Source organism: Commensalibacter communis (assembly GCF_947179105.1).
GTDB classification, from domain to species: domain Bacteria; phylum Pseudomonadota; class Alphaproteobacteria; order Acetobacterales; family Acetobacteraceae; genus Commensalibacter; species Commensalibacter communis.
In genome coordinates, this window is record NZ_CAMXCK010000002.1 from 141,537 (window position 1) to 161,252 (window position 19,716).

The following is a 19,716-nucleotide window of genomic DNA, read 5'->3' on the forward strand; positions in this document are numbered from 1 at the left end:
ACAATGATTAAAATTATCAACCATTGGGGAATATATAGTGTTGCATACAACCACTCCCCCTTCTAATACGGGTAGTTTAAGACGTTCAGGGCGTAATCTTTTAAAATTATTAAGCGGTAAAGCTGTTAACGTCCCCCTTGGTCTGTTACAAATTTCTTTAACCACCCATCTATTAGGAGATAAAGGCTATGGCTTTCTTATTTTAATACATTCTTTTTCCCAAACCATTGGCGATTTGGCCGAGTTTCAGTCTTGGCAAACCGTATTACATTATGGATTCAAACCCTATAAAAACAAGGATATTCCTTTATTACAACGTGTATTACGATTTTCATTTTTCCTAGATATTTGTAGTGGCGTCTTTGCGCTTATTGTTGGTTTATTATGCGCTATTTATTTCAGTTCTTATTTGGGATGGCCCGCTGAATGGCGTTACTTAGGCATTTTTTACAGTTTCAGCGTTATTTTCACAACCAGTGCCACTTCCAATGGAATTTTAAGACTACTGAATAGATATGACCTTATCGCGATACAAGGGACTGTCGCCAATTTTATTCGCGTCTTAGGAATGGTTTGCTTGATTTTAATCGGGGGTGGACTGGCAGATGCCGTAGGAATATGGATGTTGGCAGCAATTATCAACCTGACCACTTTTCTTGCTTTTGCATTATACCAATTACATCTACATGGATTATTAAAAAACTTTTTAAAAGGAATCAATCACGGGTTAACAAAAGATTTACCTGGAATATGGAGATTTGCTTGGAACACTAATTTAAATATGACGTTTTCTTTGGCATTTAAACAAGTTACAACGCTCGTTATTGGCGGGATTTTGGGCCCCATTGCTGCTGGATATTATAATATTGCCAATAAAATCGCAGAGGCCATGGCAAAACCAATTGTCTTATTACAATCCACTTTATACCCAGAAATGGTGCGTTCTTGGCAGAGCAATAAACCTTCTCATCTCTATAAAATGGCATCACAAATTACAATATCAGCAGGCGTTTTTACCTCTCTTGTTCTTTTAGTTCTGCCCTACATTGCCGTGCCCATTATGCATTTACTCTTGCACAAGGACCCGCCCCCTGAGACCCTTACCCTCTTATATTGGCTAGCAGGAGCAGAGCTCATTTTAACCTGGGGAATGTCATTGGAACCTATTTTAATTACGACAGGCAACACGAGTGGAGCCATTTGTGCCAAGGGGATTGATGTCTTAATTTTCTTACCTATGCTTTATGTCTCTATTCATTACTGTGAATTGGCTGGCATTGGCCCTGCAACAGTTATTGCTGCTTTTATTTTGATTATTTTACAGGCATTTTTTATGCTGAAAAGAAAAAATAGAAATGCTGCTATATGATATTAGCTATATCTGTCTAAGCTTGGTGGGTGCACAAGGGTTCGAACCTTGGGCCCGCTGATTAAGAGTCAGCTGCTCTACCAACTGAGCTATGCACCCATCTAAGAATTGCCATTATCAATATCAAAGCCTCATTTAAAATACAAGTTTTAAATCTCAGTAATTCCGTAAATTTCTATTAATTATTTATGCGGTTTATAGAGAAAACAGAATTATTTTTACAAAGTTGCAAATATTTTATATATCTATAACTCAAATTATCGACCTAAAAAACATAATATTAATCGCTATATCAACGAACATCCTAGATTGACCAAAACCAGATGTTTTACTGATATATCATATCCCATTATCGGATAAGTTGCGTAGCCACGGTATTTTTAGGAGATTAATATGGTCTCGTAAGGCTATTTTTGCATACAAAATTACCCCTCATCTCGAAACGCCTAATAATTTCTTCGACATATTAAAGGTCACAATTTTTTAAACAAACAGAGCAAAAAAATAATCTCAATAAAAAAACTGTAATTATTTATTTTTTTAACAATCCCAATAACTCATCAAATTGTTCCAAAGATTTATAGTAAATTTGCACAGAGCCGCCTTTACCATCAAATTTGATTTGAATATTCAATCCTAATTTGCTGCGCAAATCTTTTTCAAGCAGTTTGATTTCTGCGTCCAAAGGCTCTATTTCCTTGTGCGTTCTTGGTTTCTTTTCTTGATCGCGCTTTACCAACTCTTCGGTTTGACGTACAGTTAGTCCACGTTGTATCACTTCTTTTGCAGCAGCTACAGGATCGGGATGCATTAATAACGCTCTTGCATGCCCGGCTGTCAATTTTCCCTCTTTCAAAAACTGACGAACTTCCTGTGGCAACTGTAATAAACGAATAGTATTTGCGATATGAGGACGCGATTTTCCAACAGCCGAAGCCAACTCATCTTGTGTCAGTTCAAATTCTTCTAATAACCTAGAAAAACCTTCAGCTTCCTCAACGATATTTAAATCTGCACGCTGCAAATTCTCAACCAAAGCCGCAGCCATCGCGTCACTGTCACTAAGCTGACAAACACGAACGGGAACCTCATGAATAGTTGCAAGCTGCGCTGCACGCCAACGACGCTCTCCTGCAATAATCTGGTAATGCCCTTGAGACCCTGGTTTCTCGCGCACTAATAAGGGTTGTAAAATACCATGATGCTTGATTGAATCCGCTAGCTCTTGTAATGCTTCTGGCATCATGACCTGACGAGGTTGAAAAGGACCAGGCTCAACAAATTCAATTGGCACATTCAATAAAGATATTGGCGCATCGGATAAATCTGCGCTATTTTTTTGAGAACGCTGTACAGTTTCTTCTACCGCATTTCCTAATAAAGCAGCTAAGCCTCTTCCCAAACGCGCCTTCTCTTGCCCTTTTTTACCAGCCATAACGATCTACCTTTTTACCCTATTGAAAACGACGTGTCAGCTCTTTGGCAAGGCTCATATAAGCCACAGCCCCTGCAGATCTACGATCATATAGCATAATGGGTTTACCATAACTTTGAGCTTCTGAAATACGAATATTTCTAGGAATTACCGTTTTACAAACTTTTTCACCAAAGAATGCTTTGGTATCTTCAGCAACCAGTTCAGAAAGCTTATTACGTTTATCATACATTGTTAAAACAATGGCTCTGATATCTAATTCAGGGTTTAAAGATTTTTGCACTCTTGTGATCGTTTTAACAAGATGGCTAATTCCTTCTAATGCCAAAAACTCACATTGCAATGGCACAATCAATCCATTTGCAGCAACCAAAGCATTTAACGTCAACATGCCTAAACTGGGTGGGCAATCAATTAAAATATAATCATAATATTGAGGTAAAGTCGCCAACGCATTCTTTAACCGAAATTCCCGCTTTTCAACATCGATCAATTCTAACTCTGCACCAGCCAAATTTCCATCAGCCGTAATCAATGATAAATTAGGAACAATTCCTTGTTTAATCATTTCTTCACTGACGGCCCCATCGATCAACAAATTATAGGTTCCAAGAGCACGATCATTATAATCAACGCCTAATGCTGTGGAACTATTCCCCTGAGAGTCTAAATCAATCAATAAAACTTTTTTCTTTTCTGCCAATGCTGTTGCCAGATTAATTGCTGTTGTCGTTTTCCCAACCCCTCCTTTTTGATTGGCGATTGCCAAGATATGAGGTGTCTTTTGTTTTTTATTTTTCTCGGTCATACTTCTTACACAATATGTCTAAATTGATTGATTTTTACTATAACCCCATCGGAGCTGGTCTTGCTAGGAATTTTCAAGTAGTCAAATTCCCAATTTTGCTGTGCTTCTGCGATTTCATCATCGACTTGCCGACCTTTTAGAAACAAACAATATCCATTTTCTTTAACTCTATTTTCAGAAAATGACAGCAAAATCTCTAAAGAAGCCAAGGCTCTTGCTGTAATCACATCCACAGAAGGAATATCTACTTGTTCAATACGTTTACATAAAATATTAACGTTTGCTTGCGTTTGCCTGGCAACTTCTCGTAAGAAAACAGTCTTACGCATATCAGATTCAATAAGCGTTATTGGTATTCCTGTCACAATCGCCAACACCAACCCAGGAAACCCTCCACCAGAGCCAAAATCAGCAATCGACCCAACGGATGGATCAATAAAACTTGCCAATTGCAAACTGTCCAAAATATGACGATCCCATATTTGATCGATCGTTTGTTTTGAGACAAGATTTATCTTGGTATTCCATTGCTGTAATAAAGAAACATAAAGCTCTAGTTTTTCTTTTGTTTCACGTGAAACATTTTCTAATAAATTAGCATCTTCATTCTTTAACTGCATGCTTTGATACCCCATCCAAGCTGCGAATATGTGCCAAAATCGCCATCAAAGCCGAAGGCGTTACCCCAGCTATACGCTGTGCTGCGCTGAAGCTAACAGGCCTTACAGCCTCTAAACGTTCCTGCATTTCACGACTTAATCCACCGATTTGCTTGTAGTCTAAATCTACAGGGAACGTAATTTTTGCTTCTTGATCTAATTGCCGTATTTCACGTGCTTGCCTTACTAAATACCCATCATATCGTGCTTCTGTTCGTACATATTCTTGAATATTTTTAGGGAGCTCAACAAACCAAGGGGCTAATTGAGATATTGATTCCTGTGAAGGCATCAATGAAAGCACCTCGAAAAAAGAACGCCAACGTCCATCAGAGGAGATTGTCAATCCTTGTTCCAATAGAGTTTTAGGTAAAAACTTCTCTTCCCTCGCCCGCTCGACTGCTTGTTGGATATAGTTTTGATCTTGACGATATAATGCTAAACGTTCTGCACCAACGCATCCTAGCTGTTCACCTAATGGCGTTAATCGGACATCCGCATTATCTGCACGCAACGTCAACCGATATTCCGCACGTGAAGTAAACATACGATAAGGTTCTGTAACCCCTTGCGTAGTTAAATCATCGATCATCACTCCAATATAACCTTGACTACGATCAATGGTAATTTTATCCGATCCACTTGCATGTAATGCTGCATTTAATCCAGCCAACAACCCTTGCGCTGCAGCCTCTTCATAACCTGTCGTTCCATTAATTTGTCCAGCTAAAAACAGACCTGCATATTGGGGCAATTCCAACGTAGGATTCAATGAACGTGGGTCAATAAAATCATACTCTACTGCATAGCCAGGACGTACAATCACGGCATTTTCTAACCCAGGAATAGAATGCACCATTCTTTCTTGGATTTCTTCTGCTAAACTTGTTGAAATCCCATTCGGGTAAATCAAATCTCCACCTTCATGATGAGGCAATGCTTCTGGTTCCAAGAATAATTGATGACGATCACGCCCAGCAAAACGCACAATTTTATCCTCGATCGACGGACAATATCGAGGCCCTTTTCCCGTAATTGATCCACCATACATGGCTGAACGATGAATATTATCTTGAATGATTTGATGCGTTTCAGGCGTGGTTGCCGTAATACGACATGACACCATTGGGTTATACGCTTTGGACGTAAAACGACTAAAGAATTCTGGTTGTTCATCACCTTTATCTTCAGCCAGACTTTCCATATCAATACTGGTTCTTAATAAACGAGGTGGCGTTCCTGTTTTCAAACGTCCCATTCTGAGTCCAAGCGCTTCTAAACGTGCACCCAACAATGTTGCTGGATCTTCACCAACACGCCCTGCAGGACTACTCTTCTCACCAATATGAATCACACCTCGTAAAAAGGTTCCCGTCGTTAATACAACAGCACCAGAAACAAATTCACGTCCATCTTCACAAACAACCCCTTGAATACAGTTTCCTTGCCCAACGCGCAAGTCAGCAACAGCCCCCTCCACAATTGTTAAGTTAGGCGTAGCTGCCAACAGATCCTGTATTGCTTGGCGATACAAAATACGATCAGCTTGAGCGCGTGGGCCATGGACTGCAGGCCCTTTAGAGCGATTTAAAAGTTTAAAATGAATGCCAGCTCGATCAGCTGCTTGCGCCATGATGCCATCCATTGCATCAATTTCACGCACCAAATGCCCTTTACCAATCCCACCAATTGCAGGATTGCAAGACATCGTCCCAACCGTATGTTGATAATGCGTTAACAATAATGTTTTTGCGCCCATACGTGCAGAAGCAGCCGCGGCTTCGCTGCCAGCATGACCACCACCTACAACAATGACATCGTATTTTTCATTAACCATTATCTTTTGCTCATTTTCATTGCTTGATCAACCAACACTTATTTACCAATACAGAATTGACTGAAAATTGTATCCAACAAATCCTCTACACCAATCGTGCCTGTTAATCTACCCAAACTTTGCATCGCGAGGCGTAATTCTTCCCCTCTTAATTCTGGCCAGTCCAATCGTTGAGCTTCCTCCAAATGTTGAACACATTCTTCTATCCCCAAACGATGGCGCACCCTTGTCAAAGGGGGTGGCCCCTGCCTTGCCGTTAAAAACTTTGCTTTTTCTGCAAGAACTTGTTTTAAATGGGCAATGCCTTCGCCTGTTTTAACGCTAATATACAAATTTTTGTTATCATTTCGTTTCAATGTTTCACGTGAAACATTAAGATCTTTTTTCGTTCTAACCCAAAAATCACACTCAACTTCTGGTTCAGACACATCAACAGAAGCATCAGTTAGACATAACACACAATCTGCCTCTCGACCAATTTTCTGTGCGCGCTTAATTCCCTCTGCTTCAATCAGATCTTGTGTTTCACGCAACCCAGCCGTATCTACCAACGTTACAGGAACGTCACCTAGCACAACCCGAACCTCAATCGCGTCACGAGTAGTTCCCGCTTGTTCCGTGACAATCGCAGCATCACGATCTGCTAATAGGTTTAACAAACTTGATTTGCCTGCGTTAGGAGCCCCTAATATCGCAAACACCAACCCACGACGCAAACGCTCACCACGACCAGCATCATTTAAATGACTCTTCATTTCTTGATGTAAATTATTGATCGTATTCTTTAAATTCTCTTCGACTTCCTCAGGCAAATCTTCATCAGGAAAATCAATGAGTGCCTCCTGAAATGCCAAAACTTCACGAAGTTTTTGAGCCCATCCTTGATAGACAATACTCAAACCACCTTCTGTCTGTTCCAGTGCCTGGCGACGTTGAGCTTGCGTTTCAGCCTCTACAAGATCGGAAATACCTTCTGCTTGCAACAAGTCAACTTTACCATTCAAGAAAGCTCGTTTACTGAACTCACCCGCCTGTGCAGGCCGTGCGCCATAATAAACCAACGCATCAGCAACCGCATCTATAACAGCTGGGCCTGCATGTAAATGCAGCTCTGCACTATCTTCACCCGTATAACTATTTGGCCCCTTAAACCAAATAACCAAAGCTTGATCTAATAACTCATCTTGATCGCCTCTTCTCCATAATTGTCGAACAGAGGCTTGTCTGACCTTTGGCACAGTTTGACAAAGTTTTTCCAAAATAGAGAACGTCAAAGGACCACTGATGCGCATAATTGCAACCGCAGCGCGACCAGAAGCAGTTGCCAAAGCAAAAATTGTAGACTGAGAAGAAGTAAATACATTCATGGATGATGGCTTAACTTATACAATCATGATAAAAATTGTAATCGTCTTTGATAGACAATATTGACCTCTTTTACACCAAAAAGAAGATCTTTATCCAGAGTATTTATATATTTTTCTCAATTAAACAAGATATAAAGAAATGGTTTATTCGAAAATGTGGGGTTCATGAACACAAGTTTGTTTAAAAACCAGATTTATTGGCAATTGTTGAATATCATCACAACCTGTTGGCATCAATAACCTCAACCCAAAATCATGGTCTACATATAAATAATCATCGTCAACAATCATTTGATGAGTAGATAACGATAATAATTCACCAACTGATATACCTGTGTAAATTTTATCTTTGTATGATCCTTTAATATTTTGGTCACATGTGATGTTAAAAATAATACCATTTAACCAAGTATTGATGGTTAAAAGTCCATGATTTACTTGATAACAACAATATTCCTTACCATAAATTTTATCGTCATAAAGCGCTGTCAATATTATATAGTCGCGATATAACATTTCTGCAAATTCGCAATGTTATCCCCGATAATAATATTACCCATGGATTTTCCAGAAATAATCTCCGCATAACAATCAATCATCATTTTTTCATATACCATCAAATTCATATATTCCTAGGTCTATATGAATATAAATACTATTATCAATCAAAATAATCAAAGCGTGTTACACCCAGAGAACTTGAATGAAATTAAAATATATTTTGCTGATTACCGCAAGTTTAGTTGCTGCCATCCCATCCAATGTTGTTGCAGAATATTATCGTGATGATATTCCATTGTTACAACAACAAGCAAACCAAGGCGATATTTATGCAAAAATTAAACTCGCCAACATCTATTTTGACGATAATGATAAGGAAGCCATTCAATTACTGAATGATGCTATAAAATATGGTACACCCAAAGAGCAAATGAGCGCTGTAAATATTTTAAACGATCATGAAGAAACCAGAAAAAAGGCACTGAAGATCACGAAAAAACTTGCTTCTAAAAATAATATTTATGCTCAAATAGAATTGGGAAAACATTACTTTGATAAGTATTCTGATTCTAAGAATGACGAGCTTAATAGTAAAAACAAAGCCATGAAATGGCTTAATCGTGCTGCCGAACATGCTAATATACCACAGATGATAGAAATCACGAATGTACTTACCTCTCATAGCAGTTCTGATAACAAGTATCATGCTAAAGCTAGAGCCATTGAGCTTGGGTTAAAAATAGCGAATACTGGTGATGCGAACGCTGAATATAATATGGGTCAGTTATATCAAAAGAAACTAGGATCCGATCTTGTTCAAGCAAAAACGTGGTATGAAAAAGCAGCTCAACAAGGCCATAAAGATGCACAATTTGAACTTGGAAGCATGATTTACAGAGGCTATGACCATGTAAAAGAGGATCATTATCAAGGGATGAATATTCTTTTGCCCCTAGCCAATTCAAATTATCAACCAGCCCAATGTCAAATCATCACATTTTACAATGACCAACAAAATAAAGTAGGATATGCCAAAGCCATTGAATGGGCAAAAAAAGCCTATCAAAATAACAATCATTGTGGTGTAGAGTATCTAGGTAAAATCTATACAGTAGGCAAAATAGTTCCACAAAATTATGAAACCGCCCTCGCATGGTATAAAAAAGGAGAGACGCAAAAGAAAAATAGTTTTACGAGACAAATCAAAGAGACAGAAGAATTAATACAACGCAAGAAAAATACAGATATCCTTATAGACAACGCACAAAGAACACGTAATTCAAATTTACTGATTCAATATGGACAACAATTAATAGATGGGCAAAATGTCTTTCGTAAAGAACAGTTAGGTCTCAAATTTTTAATAAAAGCAGCAAATCTTGGTAGCACAGAAGCTAAAACCATCATAGCCAAAAACTATTATAAAGAAGGCTCAGAGCTCTATAGTTATGGCTTTGCTCAATTATGGTATTATCGCGCAAACAAAGATCAAGATCCAGACATAAAAACTTCATTAATTCAAAAACTTAAAGAATTTTCAACTGAGACAACTCATCAAGAGAATGATGCGCAGACGTTACCAAACTTATCAGAAATACCTTTAAGAAATAACAACATTCATCAAACATTACCATTGTTAGAAGTCGCAGCTGCAAAAAATAATGAACAAGCTCTACTTGCTTTGGTTATTCTTTATGCACAAGGAAAAGATGTTCCAAAAGATCAGAATAAAGCCCGTTTTTATCTTGTCAAAATATTGCATCAACATAGCAATCGATGGTTTTTTAAAATGATCACATTTAATATTAATCACGCCCAAAATTCAGATGACTATACAAAAGCACAAATCTTGCTGGGTAGTTTTGAAGAAAAATTACATAATGATGCAAAACTATGTAACGAATACGCAGAACAAGATGCAAAAAAAGGGGTACCTATGATGATGTGTGAACATGGGTTAGTAGATCAACCTCTATATCAAACCATTCATGGATTGTCAGGTGTCATTGCAATCAAGTTACACCACTCTCGTGATGAAATTCAAAATGGCATTCAACAATTACAAGAATATATTCGCTTATTAAGATATTACGAAGAAACGGCCATTTACTCTCAAGGCATTCCTGAAATTATGTTGGCACAACTCTATATAAATGGGCAATTTGTGCCAAAGGATTATCGAAAAACAAAAACCATTTTAGAAACAGCATTTAAATATAAATGTTATGATAATTTGCAAGCAATGTATCTACTTGGTAAAATGTATCAACAAGGGCTAGGTATGAAAAAAGACTTAAAAACAGCAAATGACTATTTTATTGTCGCCTGTTTACACAATAATAAAGATGCCTGTCATACATTAAAAGCAAATTCAAAGAAGCATTAACTTCTTACTTACTCTAAAGAATGAAAACAACATAAATCATTCTTTCTTTTTATTCTTCATACAATATAATATTCTGAACAATCTATAACAAATAAAGTTTATTCTATATGTCACAAATATCATTTCACTCCCCCGTAGGGGAACTCAGCATTGCCGAAGATGATGGATTTATCGTTTCTGTTGATTGGGGATGGGGAAGTCTTCAGGAAGAGACGCCTTTATTAATCGAAGCTAAGAAACAATTTAACGCTTATTTTGACGGTCAGTTAAAACAGTTTGATTTACCTGTTCGCCCTTTTGGTACCAACTATCAACTCAAAGTTTGGCAGGCTTTAAAAGATATTCCTTATGGAGAAACCTGCTCTTATCAAGACCTTGTAAAGATCGTAGGGGGCGGCCCTCGTTCTATTGGAGGTGCCAATGGAGCCAACCCTATCCCTCTGATTATTCCCTGCCACAGAGTAATCGGTAAAAATGGACTTGGAGGATATTCAGGCGGAGAAGGTATTGAAACAAAAGAATATTTATTGAAAATGGAACAGCTTTTCAAATAAAAAAAGCCAGTTTTTAATGAAAAAATCTGGCTTTTAACTTATTTGTTCAAGATTACGTATTCATTGCATCAAAGAAATCTTGGTTATTCTTGCTGTATTTTAATTTATCAAGCAAGAAGTCCATCGCATCCATGGTTCCCATTGGTGCCAAGATACGGCGTAATACCCAGATTTTCGAAAGGCTAGCACGATCCACAAGTAACTCTTCCTTACGAGTACCACTCTTGGTAATATCAATCGCAGGGAATGTACGTTTATCAGCCAATTTACGGTCCAAGATTAACTCAGCATTACCTGTGCCTTTAAACTCTTCAAAGATCACTTCGTCCATACGGCTGCCCGTATCAATCAATGCTGTTGCAATAATGGTTAACGAACCGCCCTCTTCAATATTACGGGCCGCACCAAAGAACCGTTTTGGACGTTGTAAGGCATTTGCATCCACACCACCTGTTAATACTTTACCAGATGATGGAACGACCGTGTTATAAGCACGGGCTAAACGAGTGATCGAATCTAATAAAATCACCACATCACGTTTATGCTCAACCAAGCGCTTGGCTTTTTCCAATACCATTTCAGCGACTTGAACATGACGATTGGCTGGTTCATCGAATGTCGAAGAAACCACTTCACCCTTCACGGAACGAATCATGTCTGTGACTTCTTCTGGACGCTCATCGATCAATAAAACGATCAATACTGCTTCTGGATGGTTGGTCGCAATCGCAGTTGCAATATTTTGCAACATGACTGTTTTACCTGTTCTAGGAGGAGCAACGACCAAAGCACGTTGTCCCTTACCAATCGGCGTCACCAAATCAATCACACGATGCGTAAAATCTTTATTTGCGTTTTTGCCTTCCATCAACGATGGAATTTCCATTTTCAAACGCTCATTTGGAAATAACGGCGTTAAATCATCAAAGTTAATCCGATGGCGGACGGCTTCTGGATCTTGAAAATTAATAGAATCCACTTTCAACAAAGAGAAATAACGTTCACCCTCTTTAGGCGCGCGAATTTCACCTGAAATTGTATCCCCAGTCCTTAAGCTAAATCGTCTTAACTGTGCAGGAGATACATATATATCATCAGGTCCTGGCAAATAATTGGATTCGGGAGAACGTAAATACCCAAAACCATCAGGAAGGATTTCTAATGTGCCTTCCCCGTAAATTGCTTGATTATTATCTGCAAATTTTTTGAGGATTGCAAACATCATATCCTGCTTGCGCAGCGAAGATGCATTCTCAATTTCTAAACTCTCTGCATATGCAAGAAGTTCTGCTGGAGATTGAGCCTTAAGGTCGGCAAGTTGCATTGATAGCTCTAATTATAGAAAAACTCATGAATGAAAAAGGAAATATCGTTCAAACCCATAAATATCCAAATTGAATGAACAGCGATTTTTAATTTAAACAAACGATTATAAATAAAAATACATAATTCCATACGAGGGGGGATGCTAGATATAAATATCTAAACTGTTGCTAAAAAATACTTTTATTTTTTTTACGTGTCAAGCGCTTTTTATCAAGCGATTTCACACCTAATTAACAAAGATTTTTTCAACTCATTTAACCTTGCTATTCATATAATTTAGACTAACTTTATGATTAATGGTATATTATAGAATTAAGTTTTAAAAACCCTACAAATTATTAAGTTATCTTTGAGGAGAAAAACGTGAGGCGTGAATCTGACCTGCCTTTAAATAGCTTGCGCCAAGGACCTGACGATCATGGTCGATTTGGCATTTTTGGTGGTATTTTTGTTTCAGAAACATTAATTCCTTTGATCCTTGAATTACAGCAAGCATATGCTGATATTCAAAAGGATCCGACATTTCAAAAGGAACTTGATTACTATCTGAAGCATTATGTCGGAAGACCCAGCCCGTTATGGCTTGCGCAAAGATTAACCGATGCTGGTCAAGGTGCGAAGATTTACTTAAAGCGTGAAGATTTGAACCATACTGGCGCACATAAAATTAATAATGTGATGGGTCAGATTTTACTGGCACGTCGTATGGGAAAAACCCGTATTATTGCGGAAACAGGTGCTGGTCAACATGGCGTTGCCACTGCAACTGTCTGTGCATTATTTAACATGGAATGTGTTATTTATATGGGTGCTGTTGATATTGAGCGTCAAAAACCCAATGTCTTTCGTATGAAATTACTCGGCGCCAAAGTGGTCTCTGTGACCTCAGGAAATGGTACATTAAAAGATGCTATTAACGAGGGAATGCGTGACTGGGTAACCAATGTCCATAATAGCTATTATCTCATGGGAACAGTTGCAGGTCCTCATCCCTATCCTGCCATGGTACGCGATTTCCAATGTGTGATCGGTAATGAGACCAAAGCACAAATTTTAGAAGCTGAAGGAAGATTACCTAACAAAATTATTGCAGCCATTGGTGGCGGATCAAATGCAATTGGAATTTTCCATCCTTTCCTTGACGATAGCACTGTCGAACTCATTGGTGTAGAAGCTGGTGGAATGGGCTTGGATAGTGGTGAAACAGCTGCCTCCATTGAACGTGGATCTCCTGGTGTATTGCATGGGAATCGTACCTATTTGCTTCAAGATGAAGATGGGCAAATCATTGAACCTTATAGCATCAGTGCTGGCTTAGATTATCCTGGTGTTGGACCAGAACATTCATGGTTAAATGATATTAAGCGCGTTGAATATGTAGCCATTAACGATGATGAGGCCATCAACGCATTTCAACTATGCACAACCAAAGAAGGGATTATCCCAGCACTAGAAAGTTCCCATGCTATTGCTCATGCATTAAAAATAGCCCCATCCATGTCAAAAGAAGATATTATCATTATTAATCTTTCTGGACGCGGTGATAAAGATATTGATAGTGTTGCTAAATATTTAAAGGTGGAATTGTGAGCCGTATTGCAGACTGTTTTGCCACGTTAAAACAACAAAAACGTGGCGCTTTTATTCCTTATCTAGAGGCAAGTGATCCCAATTATCAAACCTCTTTAGAGATTTTAAACGCTTTACCAGAGGCTGGAGCCGATCTAATTGAAGTTGGGATGCCATTCAGTGACCCTATGGCTGATGGTCCCACAGTGCAAGCGGCTGCTATTCGTGCTTTGCAAGCCGGTGCGACCATGCACAAAACATTGCAACTGGTCTCAGAATTTAGAAATAGTAATCAACATACTCCCATTATTTTAATGGGATACACCAATCCTGTTGAATATTATGGTTACGAAAAATTCTGTCAGGATGCTGCCAAAGCCGGAGTTGATGGGTTAATTATTGTTGACATGCCCCCAGAAGAAATGGAAAATATCAAACGATATACAATCAAGCATCAAATCGATATTATTTATTTAGTCGCACCAACAACGTCTACTGATCGTTTAAAAATGGTATTAAAAGAAGCCTCTGGGTTTGTTTATTACGTCAGCATTGCCGGAATTACAGGCACAAGCACAGCAAGTAACGATAGCTTACTAAAAGCTATTCCAATGATTAGAGAGGCCTCTGATTTACCGATTGCTATCGGCTTTGGATTATCCACGCCTGCACATACAGCAAATGCAGTAAAAATTGCCGATGCTGCCGTTGTGGGATCTGCTTTGTTAAAAACGCTGACCTCTACTTTGGATGAAAAGAATCAACCAACAAAAGATACCGTTACGAAAGTGATTGAGCATGCAAGATTGCTTGCCCAAGGCACACATAGCGTTCAGAAATAACCAATATTCTATTTGAAACATTTTATTAAACTAAAAGGTTTATCTCATGAGCTGGCTTACCGAATATGTTCGACCTAAAATCCAAGGATTTTTAAAAAAAGAAGTTCCAGATAATGTCTGGAAAAACTGTGATTCTTGTGGTCAAATGTTGTTAATCAAAGATTTAGAAAAAAATCTGAATATTTGTCCTCATTGTAATCACCATATGCGTACTTCGGTGACACAACGATTCGACTGGACGTTTGACCCTAATTCTTACACACGTCTTGACCTACCAAAAGCACCTGTTGACCCTTTGCTATTCAAAGACAAAAAGAAATATGCAGATCGTTTAAAAGAAAACAAAACCAAGTCACAGCTCGATGAATCCATTGCCGTTGCGCATGGAACCATCGAGGGTCAAAAGGCGGTTGTGGCTGTGATGGCTTTTGAATTTATGGCTGGCACAATGGGCGCCGCATTTGGTGAAGGTTTTATTGCAGCTGCACGCTTGGCCTTAGCACAAAAAACACCTTTGATTGTATATACGGCTTCTGGTGGGGCAAGAATGCAAGAGGGTATGCTCAGCTTGATGCAAATGCCTCGTACCGTTATTGCTGTTGAAATGCTCAAAGAAGCGGGAATTCCATATATTGTCGTCTTTACTGATCCGACTACAGGCGGAGTGACAGCATCTTTTGCAATGCTAGGTGATATTCATATTGCAGAACCCAATGCTTTGATTGGCTTTGCTGGTCCTCGCGTCATTGAAAATACAGTACATGAAAAATTACCAGAGGGCTTCCAACGGTCAGAATATTTATTAGAACATGGCATGGTTGATATTGTCGCCAGCAGAAAAGAGCTGCGCCCTACGTTAGCTAAAATACTAAGATTATTATCTAACACCGCTCAGCCTTCTAAAAAAGTTGCATAGTTTAATGTCTTCTACGCCCTCTCCTATTCTTACAGAATTTTCAGGACGCTCTGGTGAAATTTTAGAACGTCTGAATAAATTATATCCTGCCCTCATTGATCTTTCCTTGGATCGATTGGTCAGATTACTAAATAATCTTGGAAATCCTGAGCGTCATATGCCCCATATTATCCACGTTGCTGGAACCAATGGGAAAGGCAGCACGTGTGCTTTTCTAAGAGCTATAGGAGAGGAAGCTGGATTAAAGGTTCATGTTTCCACTTCCCCTCATCTTGTCGATGTGACGGAGCGTTTTCGTATCGCCGGAGAATTGGTCAGTGAAGAAGAACTATCTGAAACGCTAATTGAAATCGAGCGCGTTAATCAACAACAACCAATTACTGTTTTTGAAGTATTAACCGCTGCTGCTTTTATCTTATTTGCCAAACATCCTGCTGATTTAGCAATTATTGAAGTTGGTTTAGGTGGACGTTTTGATGCAACCAATATCATCATGCCAATGGTTAGCGTGATTACGTCTGTTTCCATGGATCATGAAGCTTTCTTAGGGGATAATTTGGCTAAGATTGCCACTGAAAAAGCTGGAATTATTAAAAAAAATATTCCAGTCATTGTCGATCAGCAAGCCCCCGAAGCATTAACTGTTATCAAAGAAACTGCTATTTCTTTGAACGCTCCTTATTTTATTAAAGATCAAGAATGGAGTGTCACACCAACAGCAAACCAACTGATCTATAAGGATGCAAAAGGATGTTTGGAACTGCCATTACCCAGTCTTTTGGGACAACATCAATTTCGTAACGCCGGATTAGCGATTGCTGCGCTCAGAAATAGCAATCTTCCTATCCCTGTCCAAGCTTATCAAGGCATCGCCAAAGCAGTATGGCCTGCCAGATTACAACAACTTCATGGCAAATTAACCGAACTCGTTTCTCATGACAGCGAGATTTGGTTAGATGGTGGTCACAATCCAGATGCTGGAAAAATACTGGCACAATTAATTCAGGATAAATGGCAAGATAAACCATTGCATTTGATTGTTGGAATGAAAGACAATAAGAATGTTCGTGAATATTTGGCTCCTTTAATCCCTTTGAGTGCCTCTATTCAAGCCGTTGTCGAACCAGATCAGCATTTGGCCATGCCAATCTCTGAAATTATCAAAGCATCTGATAACTACGCGATATCAGGTGGAATAGTTAAAGAGGCCCTCTCAACTCTTAATAAACAAAGTAGGTCTTCTGCTATACGTGTCTTGATTTGTGGGAGTTTATATCTTGCGGGCAGTGTTTTACGCCAAGATCAATAAAGCATAAATTTACGCCTTTTAAAAACATATCAATATTCTAAAACGCGCTTTTAAACCTAACTGAATCTTACTTCTATCGGGCAAGCTGCTATGAAAAAAACATTATTAACCGCTACTTTATTTATGCTTTTGCAAAGCAGTTCTTTCTGTTATGCAGCTCCTTTAGGGGACACTGGTGATCCTTCTGCTATTCCTGCAGGAAGCATAGAGGTTCTGGATCAATTTACAGATCCAGGCCCTTCAGGAATTGCAGTAACCCCCGATAAACGAGTATTTGTTAGTTTTCCTCGACATGCACAAAATCATAAAGATGCTACATTAGCAGAAATTATTGATGGACAGAGGGTACCTTTTCCCAATAATCAAATGAGTCTGCCCTCTGATCTCTCTTTAAAAGATCGATTAATTTCAGTTCACGGGATTGCATTAGATAGCCAAAATAATTTATGGGTTATTGATGATGGTAAACGTGCAGGAATCAAAAGCATTCCTGATGGTGCAGCGAAAGTTGTTGGTTTTGATATTCATACCCATAAAGTCATTGCGTCCATTCCTATTCATGCACCAACACTTTTACAAGATAGCCATCTGAATGATTTACGTGTTGATTTAACCCATGGGGCAAAAGGAACGGCTTATATTACAGATTCTTCTTTTGGCACGTCTCCAGCTCTTGTTATTGTCGATCTTGCCACTGGAAAACAACGCAGAGTACTTGCTAATCATGTATCGACCCAACCTGAAAAAGGATTTGTTGCTTACTTAGCGGGAAAACCGAGGTTGTACGACCCACAACATCCTTCTTTCCCCGTAGGTGGCGCAGATGGAATTACACTCAGCCATGAATCAAAAACACTTTATTATGCCCCACTAACCAGTCGGCGCTTATATTCTATCCCCACCGCCATTCTCTCTGACTTTCAAGCCAACGAGGGAACAATTGAAAAAAATGTCAAAGATTTGGGCGAGAAAGGATTTGCTGATGGATTGGCCAGCGATCCTCAAGATCGAATTTATACAACGAATGGTGAACATAATAGTATTTGGAGGCGTTGGCCTGATGGCCACACGGATTTAATCGCCAGAGACCCAAGAATTGATTGGCCTGACGGAATTGCAGTTCAAGGCGATATTGTTTATGTTGTTGCTGGACAGTGGGAAAGGCTAGCAGGATTTCATCAAGGAAAAGATTTACGTGAGCCTAATTATTTACTTCTCGCGATTCCTTTGAAAACTCCTCCCATTATCAAACCCAGTCAAGATATCCATTAACTTTAATAAAAAGCCTTACAAAATTAGTGTAAGGCTTTTTTAAAGTCCATTATAGTGTTGGCATAGAGAATTGACTATTTTCCCTTACCCCTGAAGATGGCCAACGTTGGGTCACTGTTTTACGTCTGGTATAAAAGCGCACTCCATCAGGCCCGTAAATATGTAGATCACCGAACAAAGAACGTTTCCAGCCACCAAAACTATGATACGCAACAGGCACAGGAAGTGGAATATTTACCCCAACCATGCCTACCAAGATATTATCACAGAAATAACGCGCTGCTTCACCATCCCTGGTATAAATACAAGTTCCATTGCCATATTCATGGTCATTAATTAATTTCATGGCTTCTTCCATGGTGTTCACACGAATAACTTGCAAAACAGGGCCAAAGATTTCTGCTTTATAACTATCCATATCCGGCTTAACATGATCGATTAATGTTGCGCCGACGTAAAATCCGTTCTCATACCCACTTACTTGAGTCTGACGACCATCAACAATAATTTTTGCACCTTGTTGTTCAGCACTGGTAATATGACCAATAATTTTATCTTTATGCTGTTTCGTGATGACTGGGCCAAAATCATTACTCATTTCTGAATATGCACCAAGCTTTAATTTCTTCATGGCTTGGGTTAATTCTTGAATAAGCTTATCAGCCATTTCATCGCCAATAGTCACTGCAACAGATAACGCCATACAACGTTCACCAGAAGAACCAAACGCTGCCCCTAATAAAGAGCTTACCACATTATCTAAGTCAGCGTCTGGCATAATAATCGCATGATTTTTTGCGCCGCCTAATGCTTGACAACGTTTACCATTTGCCGCAGCTGTTTTATAAATATATTCAGCAATCGGTGTGGAGCCAACAAAACTGATCGCTTGAACTATTGGATCATGCAACAGAGTATCAACGGCTTCTTTGCCACCATTGACCACATTCATCACCCCTTTTGGCAGTCCTGCTTCATGTAAAAGCTCAGCAATATATAAAGTAGAGCTGGGGTCTCTTTCTGAGGGTTTTAAAACAAATGTATTTCCACAGACAATCGCCATTGGAAACATCCACAAAGGCACCATCGCAGGAAAATTAAAAGGCGTAATGCCAGCAACCACACCTAGGGGTTGGAAATCACTCCACGCGTCAATATTGGTGCCCACATTTTTTGTATATTCGCCTTTTAATAATTCAGGGGCACCACAAGCATATTCAACGACTTCGATTCCGCGTTGCAGTTCTCCTCTGGCATCATGCAGGATTTTTCCGTGCTCTTCACCAATTAATTTGGTAATTTTATCTGCATTTTGTTCAAGTAACTCTTTAAAACGAAACATAATTCTGGCACGTTTTAAAGGAGGTGTATTTCTCCACCCGGGAAATGCTTTTTGTGCCGCAGTAATGGCTTGCTCTACTGTCGCTTTAGAAGCCAAAGATACTTGCTTGCTTACTTCGCCCGTAGAAGGATTATATATATCTTGCGTTTGTGCTGAATCTTTTACAGTTTCACCATTAATGAAATGCCCAATAATATTCCCAGTCATTGTTTTTACTCCTCGAC

The 19,716-nt window shown here is 39.0% G+C and carries 16 protein-coding genes and 1 tRNA gene; 8 read left to right on the top strand and 9 right to left on the bottom strand.

Annotation, left to right across the window (positions count from 1 at the left end; translation table 11 throughout):
- Nucleotides 1–37 precede the first annotated feature (37 nt).
- The gene (locus PQG52_RS05295) at nt 38–1,369 is read left to right on the top strand and encodes a lipopolysaccharide biosynthesis protein (RefSeq protein ID WP_271828320.1); all 1,332 of its coding nucleotides are present in this window, start codon (nt 38–40) and stop codon (nt 1,367–1,369) included.
- A 23-nt stretch (nt 1,370–1,392) separates the two neighbouring features.
- On the opposite strand, the gene PQG52_RS05300 is transcribed toward PQG52_RS05295, so the two are convergent.
- The 7 genes from PQG52_RS05300 to PQG52_RS05330 form a co-directional block, all read right to left on the bottom strand.
- Nucleotides 1,393–1,468: transfer RNA gene (locus PQG52_RS05300), tRNA-Lys, on the bottom strand.
- A 433-nt stretch (nt 1,469–1,901) separates the two neighbouring features.
- Nucleotides 1,902–2,804 carry a ParB/RepB/Spo0J family partition protein gene (locus PQG52_RS05305; RefSeq protein WP_271828321.1) on the bottom strand — a complete coding sequence of 301 codons (903 nt, stop codon included), beginning with the start codon at nt 2,802–2,804 and terminating at the stop codon, nt 1,902–1,904.
- A 19-nt stretch (nt 2,805–2,823) separates the two neighbouring features.
- A complete protein-coding gene (locus PQG52_RS05310) occupies nt 2,824–3,612 on the bottom strand; it encodes a ParA family protein (protein WP_271828323.1) in 789 nt (262 codons plus the stop codon).
- Between the two features lie 5 nt (nt 3,613–3,617).
- A complete protein-coding gene (gene rsmG / locus PQG52_RS05315) occupies nt 3,618–4,232 on the bottom strand; it encodes a 16S rRNA (guanine(527)-N(7))-methyltransferase RsmG (protein WP_271789676.1) in 615 nt (204 codons plus the stop codon).
- Nucleotides 4,216–6,108, bottom strand: a complete 1,893-nt coding sequence (mnmG, locus tag PQG52_RS05320) for a tRNA uridine-5-carboxymethylaminomethyl(34) synthesis enzyme MnmG (protein ID WP_271828324.1) — start codon at nt 6,106–6,108, stop codon at nt 4,216–4,218. Before mnmG ends, rsmG begins: the two co-directional genes overlap by 17 nt.
- 38 nt (nt 6,109–6,146) lie before the next feature.
- Nucleotides 6,147–7,475 carry a tRNA uridine-5-carboxymethylaminomethyl(34) synthesis GTPase MnmE gene (gene mnmE, locus PQG52_RS05325; RefSeq protein WP_271828325.1) on the bottom strand — a complete coding sequence of 443 codons (1,329 nt, stop codon included), beginning with the start codon at nt 7,473–7,475 and terminating at the stop codon, nt 6,147–6,149.
- A gap of 144 nt (nt 7,476–7,619) precedes the next feature.
- The gene (locus tag PQG52_RS05330) at nt 7,620–7,991 is read right to left on the bottom strand and encodes a hypothetical protein (protein WP_271828326.1); all 372 of its coding nucleotides are present in this window, start codon (nt 7,989–7,991) and stop codon (nt 7,620–7,622) included.
- A 187-nt stretch (nt 7,992–8,178) separates the two neighbouring features.
- Between PQG52_RS05330 and PQG52_RS05335 the strand changes: the two genes are divergently transcribed.
- Together PQG52_RS05335 and PQG52_RS05340 are read left to right on the top strand one after the other, a co-directional pair.
- The gene (locus PQG52_RS05335; protein ID WP_271828328.1) at nt 8,179–10,362 is read left to right on the top strand and encodes a tetratricopeptide repeat protein; all 2,184 of its coding nucleotides are present in this window, start codon (nt 8,179–8,181) and stop codon (nt 10,360–10,362) included.
- Between the two features lie 107 nt (nt 10,363–10,469).
- Nucleotides 10,470–10,916 carry a methylated-DNA--[protein]-cysteine S-methyltransferase gene (locus PQG52_RS05340; protein ID WP_271828330.1) on the top strand — a complete coding sequence of 149 codons (447 nt, stop codon included), beginning with the start codon at nt 10,470–10,472 and terminating at the stop codon, nt 10,914–10,916.
- A gap of 52 nt (nt 10,917–10,968) precedes the next feature.
- On the opposite strand, the gene rho is transcribed toward PQG52_RS05340, so the two are convergent.
- Nucleotides 10,969–12,240 (bottom strand): transcription termination factor Rho, encoded by a 1,272-nt coding sequence (gene rho / locus PQG52_RS05345; RefSeq protein WP_271828331.1) that lies wholly within the window; start codon nt 12,238–12,240, stop codon nt 10,969–10,971.
- 365 nt (nt 12,241–12,605) lie between these two features.
- On the opposite strand from rho, the gene trpB reads away from it, so the two are divergent.
- The 5 genes from trpB to PQG52_RS05370 all read left to right on the top strand — a co-directional run bounded on the left by trpB (nt 12,606) and on the right by PQG52_RS05370 (nt 18,150).
- Complete coding sequence (gene trpB, locus PQG52_RS05350) at nt 12,606–13,832, top strand: tryptophan synthase subunit beta (RefSeq protein ID WP_271828332.1); 1,227 nt, start codon at nt 12,606–12,608, stop codon at nt 13,830–13,832.
- Nucleotides 13,829–14,653: a tryptophan synthase subunit alpha gene (trpA, locus tag PQG52_RS05355; protein WP_271828333.1), complete on the top strand. Its 825-nt coding sequence runs from the start codon at nt 13,829–13,831 to the stop codon at nt 14,651–14,653. Before trpB ends, trpA begins: the two co-directional genes overlap by 4 nt.
- Nucleotides 14,654–14,699: 46 nt before the next feature.
- The gene (gene accD, locus PQG52_RS05360) at nt 14,700–15,569 is read left to right on the top strand and encodes an acetyl-CoA carboxylase, carboxyltransferase subunit beta (protein WP_271828334.1); all 870 of its coding nucleotides are present in this window, start codon (nt 14,700–14,702) and stop codon (nt 15,567–15,569) included.
- 4 nt (nt 15,570–15,573) lie between these two features.
- On the top strand, nt 15,574–16,878 hold the full coding sequence (locus PQG52_RS05365; protein WP_271828335.1) for a bifunctional folylpolyglutamate synthase/dihydrofolate synthase: 1,305 nt from the start codon (nt 15,574–15,576) through the stop codon (nt 16,876–16,878).
- 90 nt (nt 16,879–16,968) lie between these two features.
- Complete coding sequence (locus PQG52_RS05370; RefSeq protein WP_271828337.1) at nt 16,969–18,150, top strand: L-dopachrome tautomerase-related protein; 1,182 nt, start codon at nt 16,969–16,971, stop codon at nt 18,148–18,150.
- 49 nt (nt 18,151–18,199) lie between these two features.
- On the opposite strand, the gene PQG52_RS05375 is transcribed toward PQG52_RS05370, so the two are convergent.
- Complete coding sequence (locus PQG52_RS05375) at nt 18,200–19,699, bottom strand: CoA-acylating methylmalonate-semialdehyde dehydrogenase (protein WP_271828339.1); 1,500 nt, start codon at nt 19,697–19,699, stop codon at nt 18,200–18,202.
- Between the last annotated feature and the right edge of the window lie 17 nt (nt 19,700–19,716).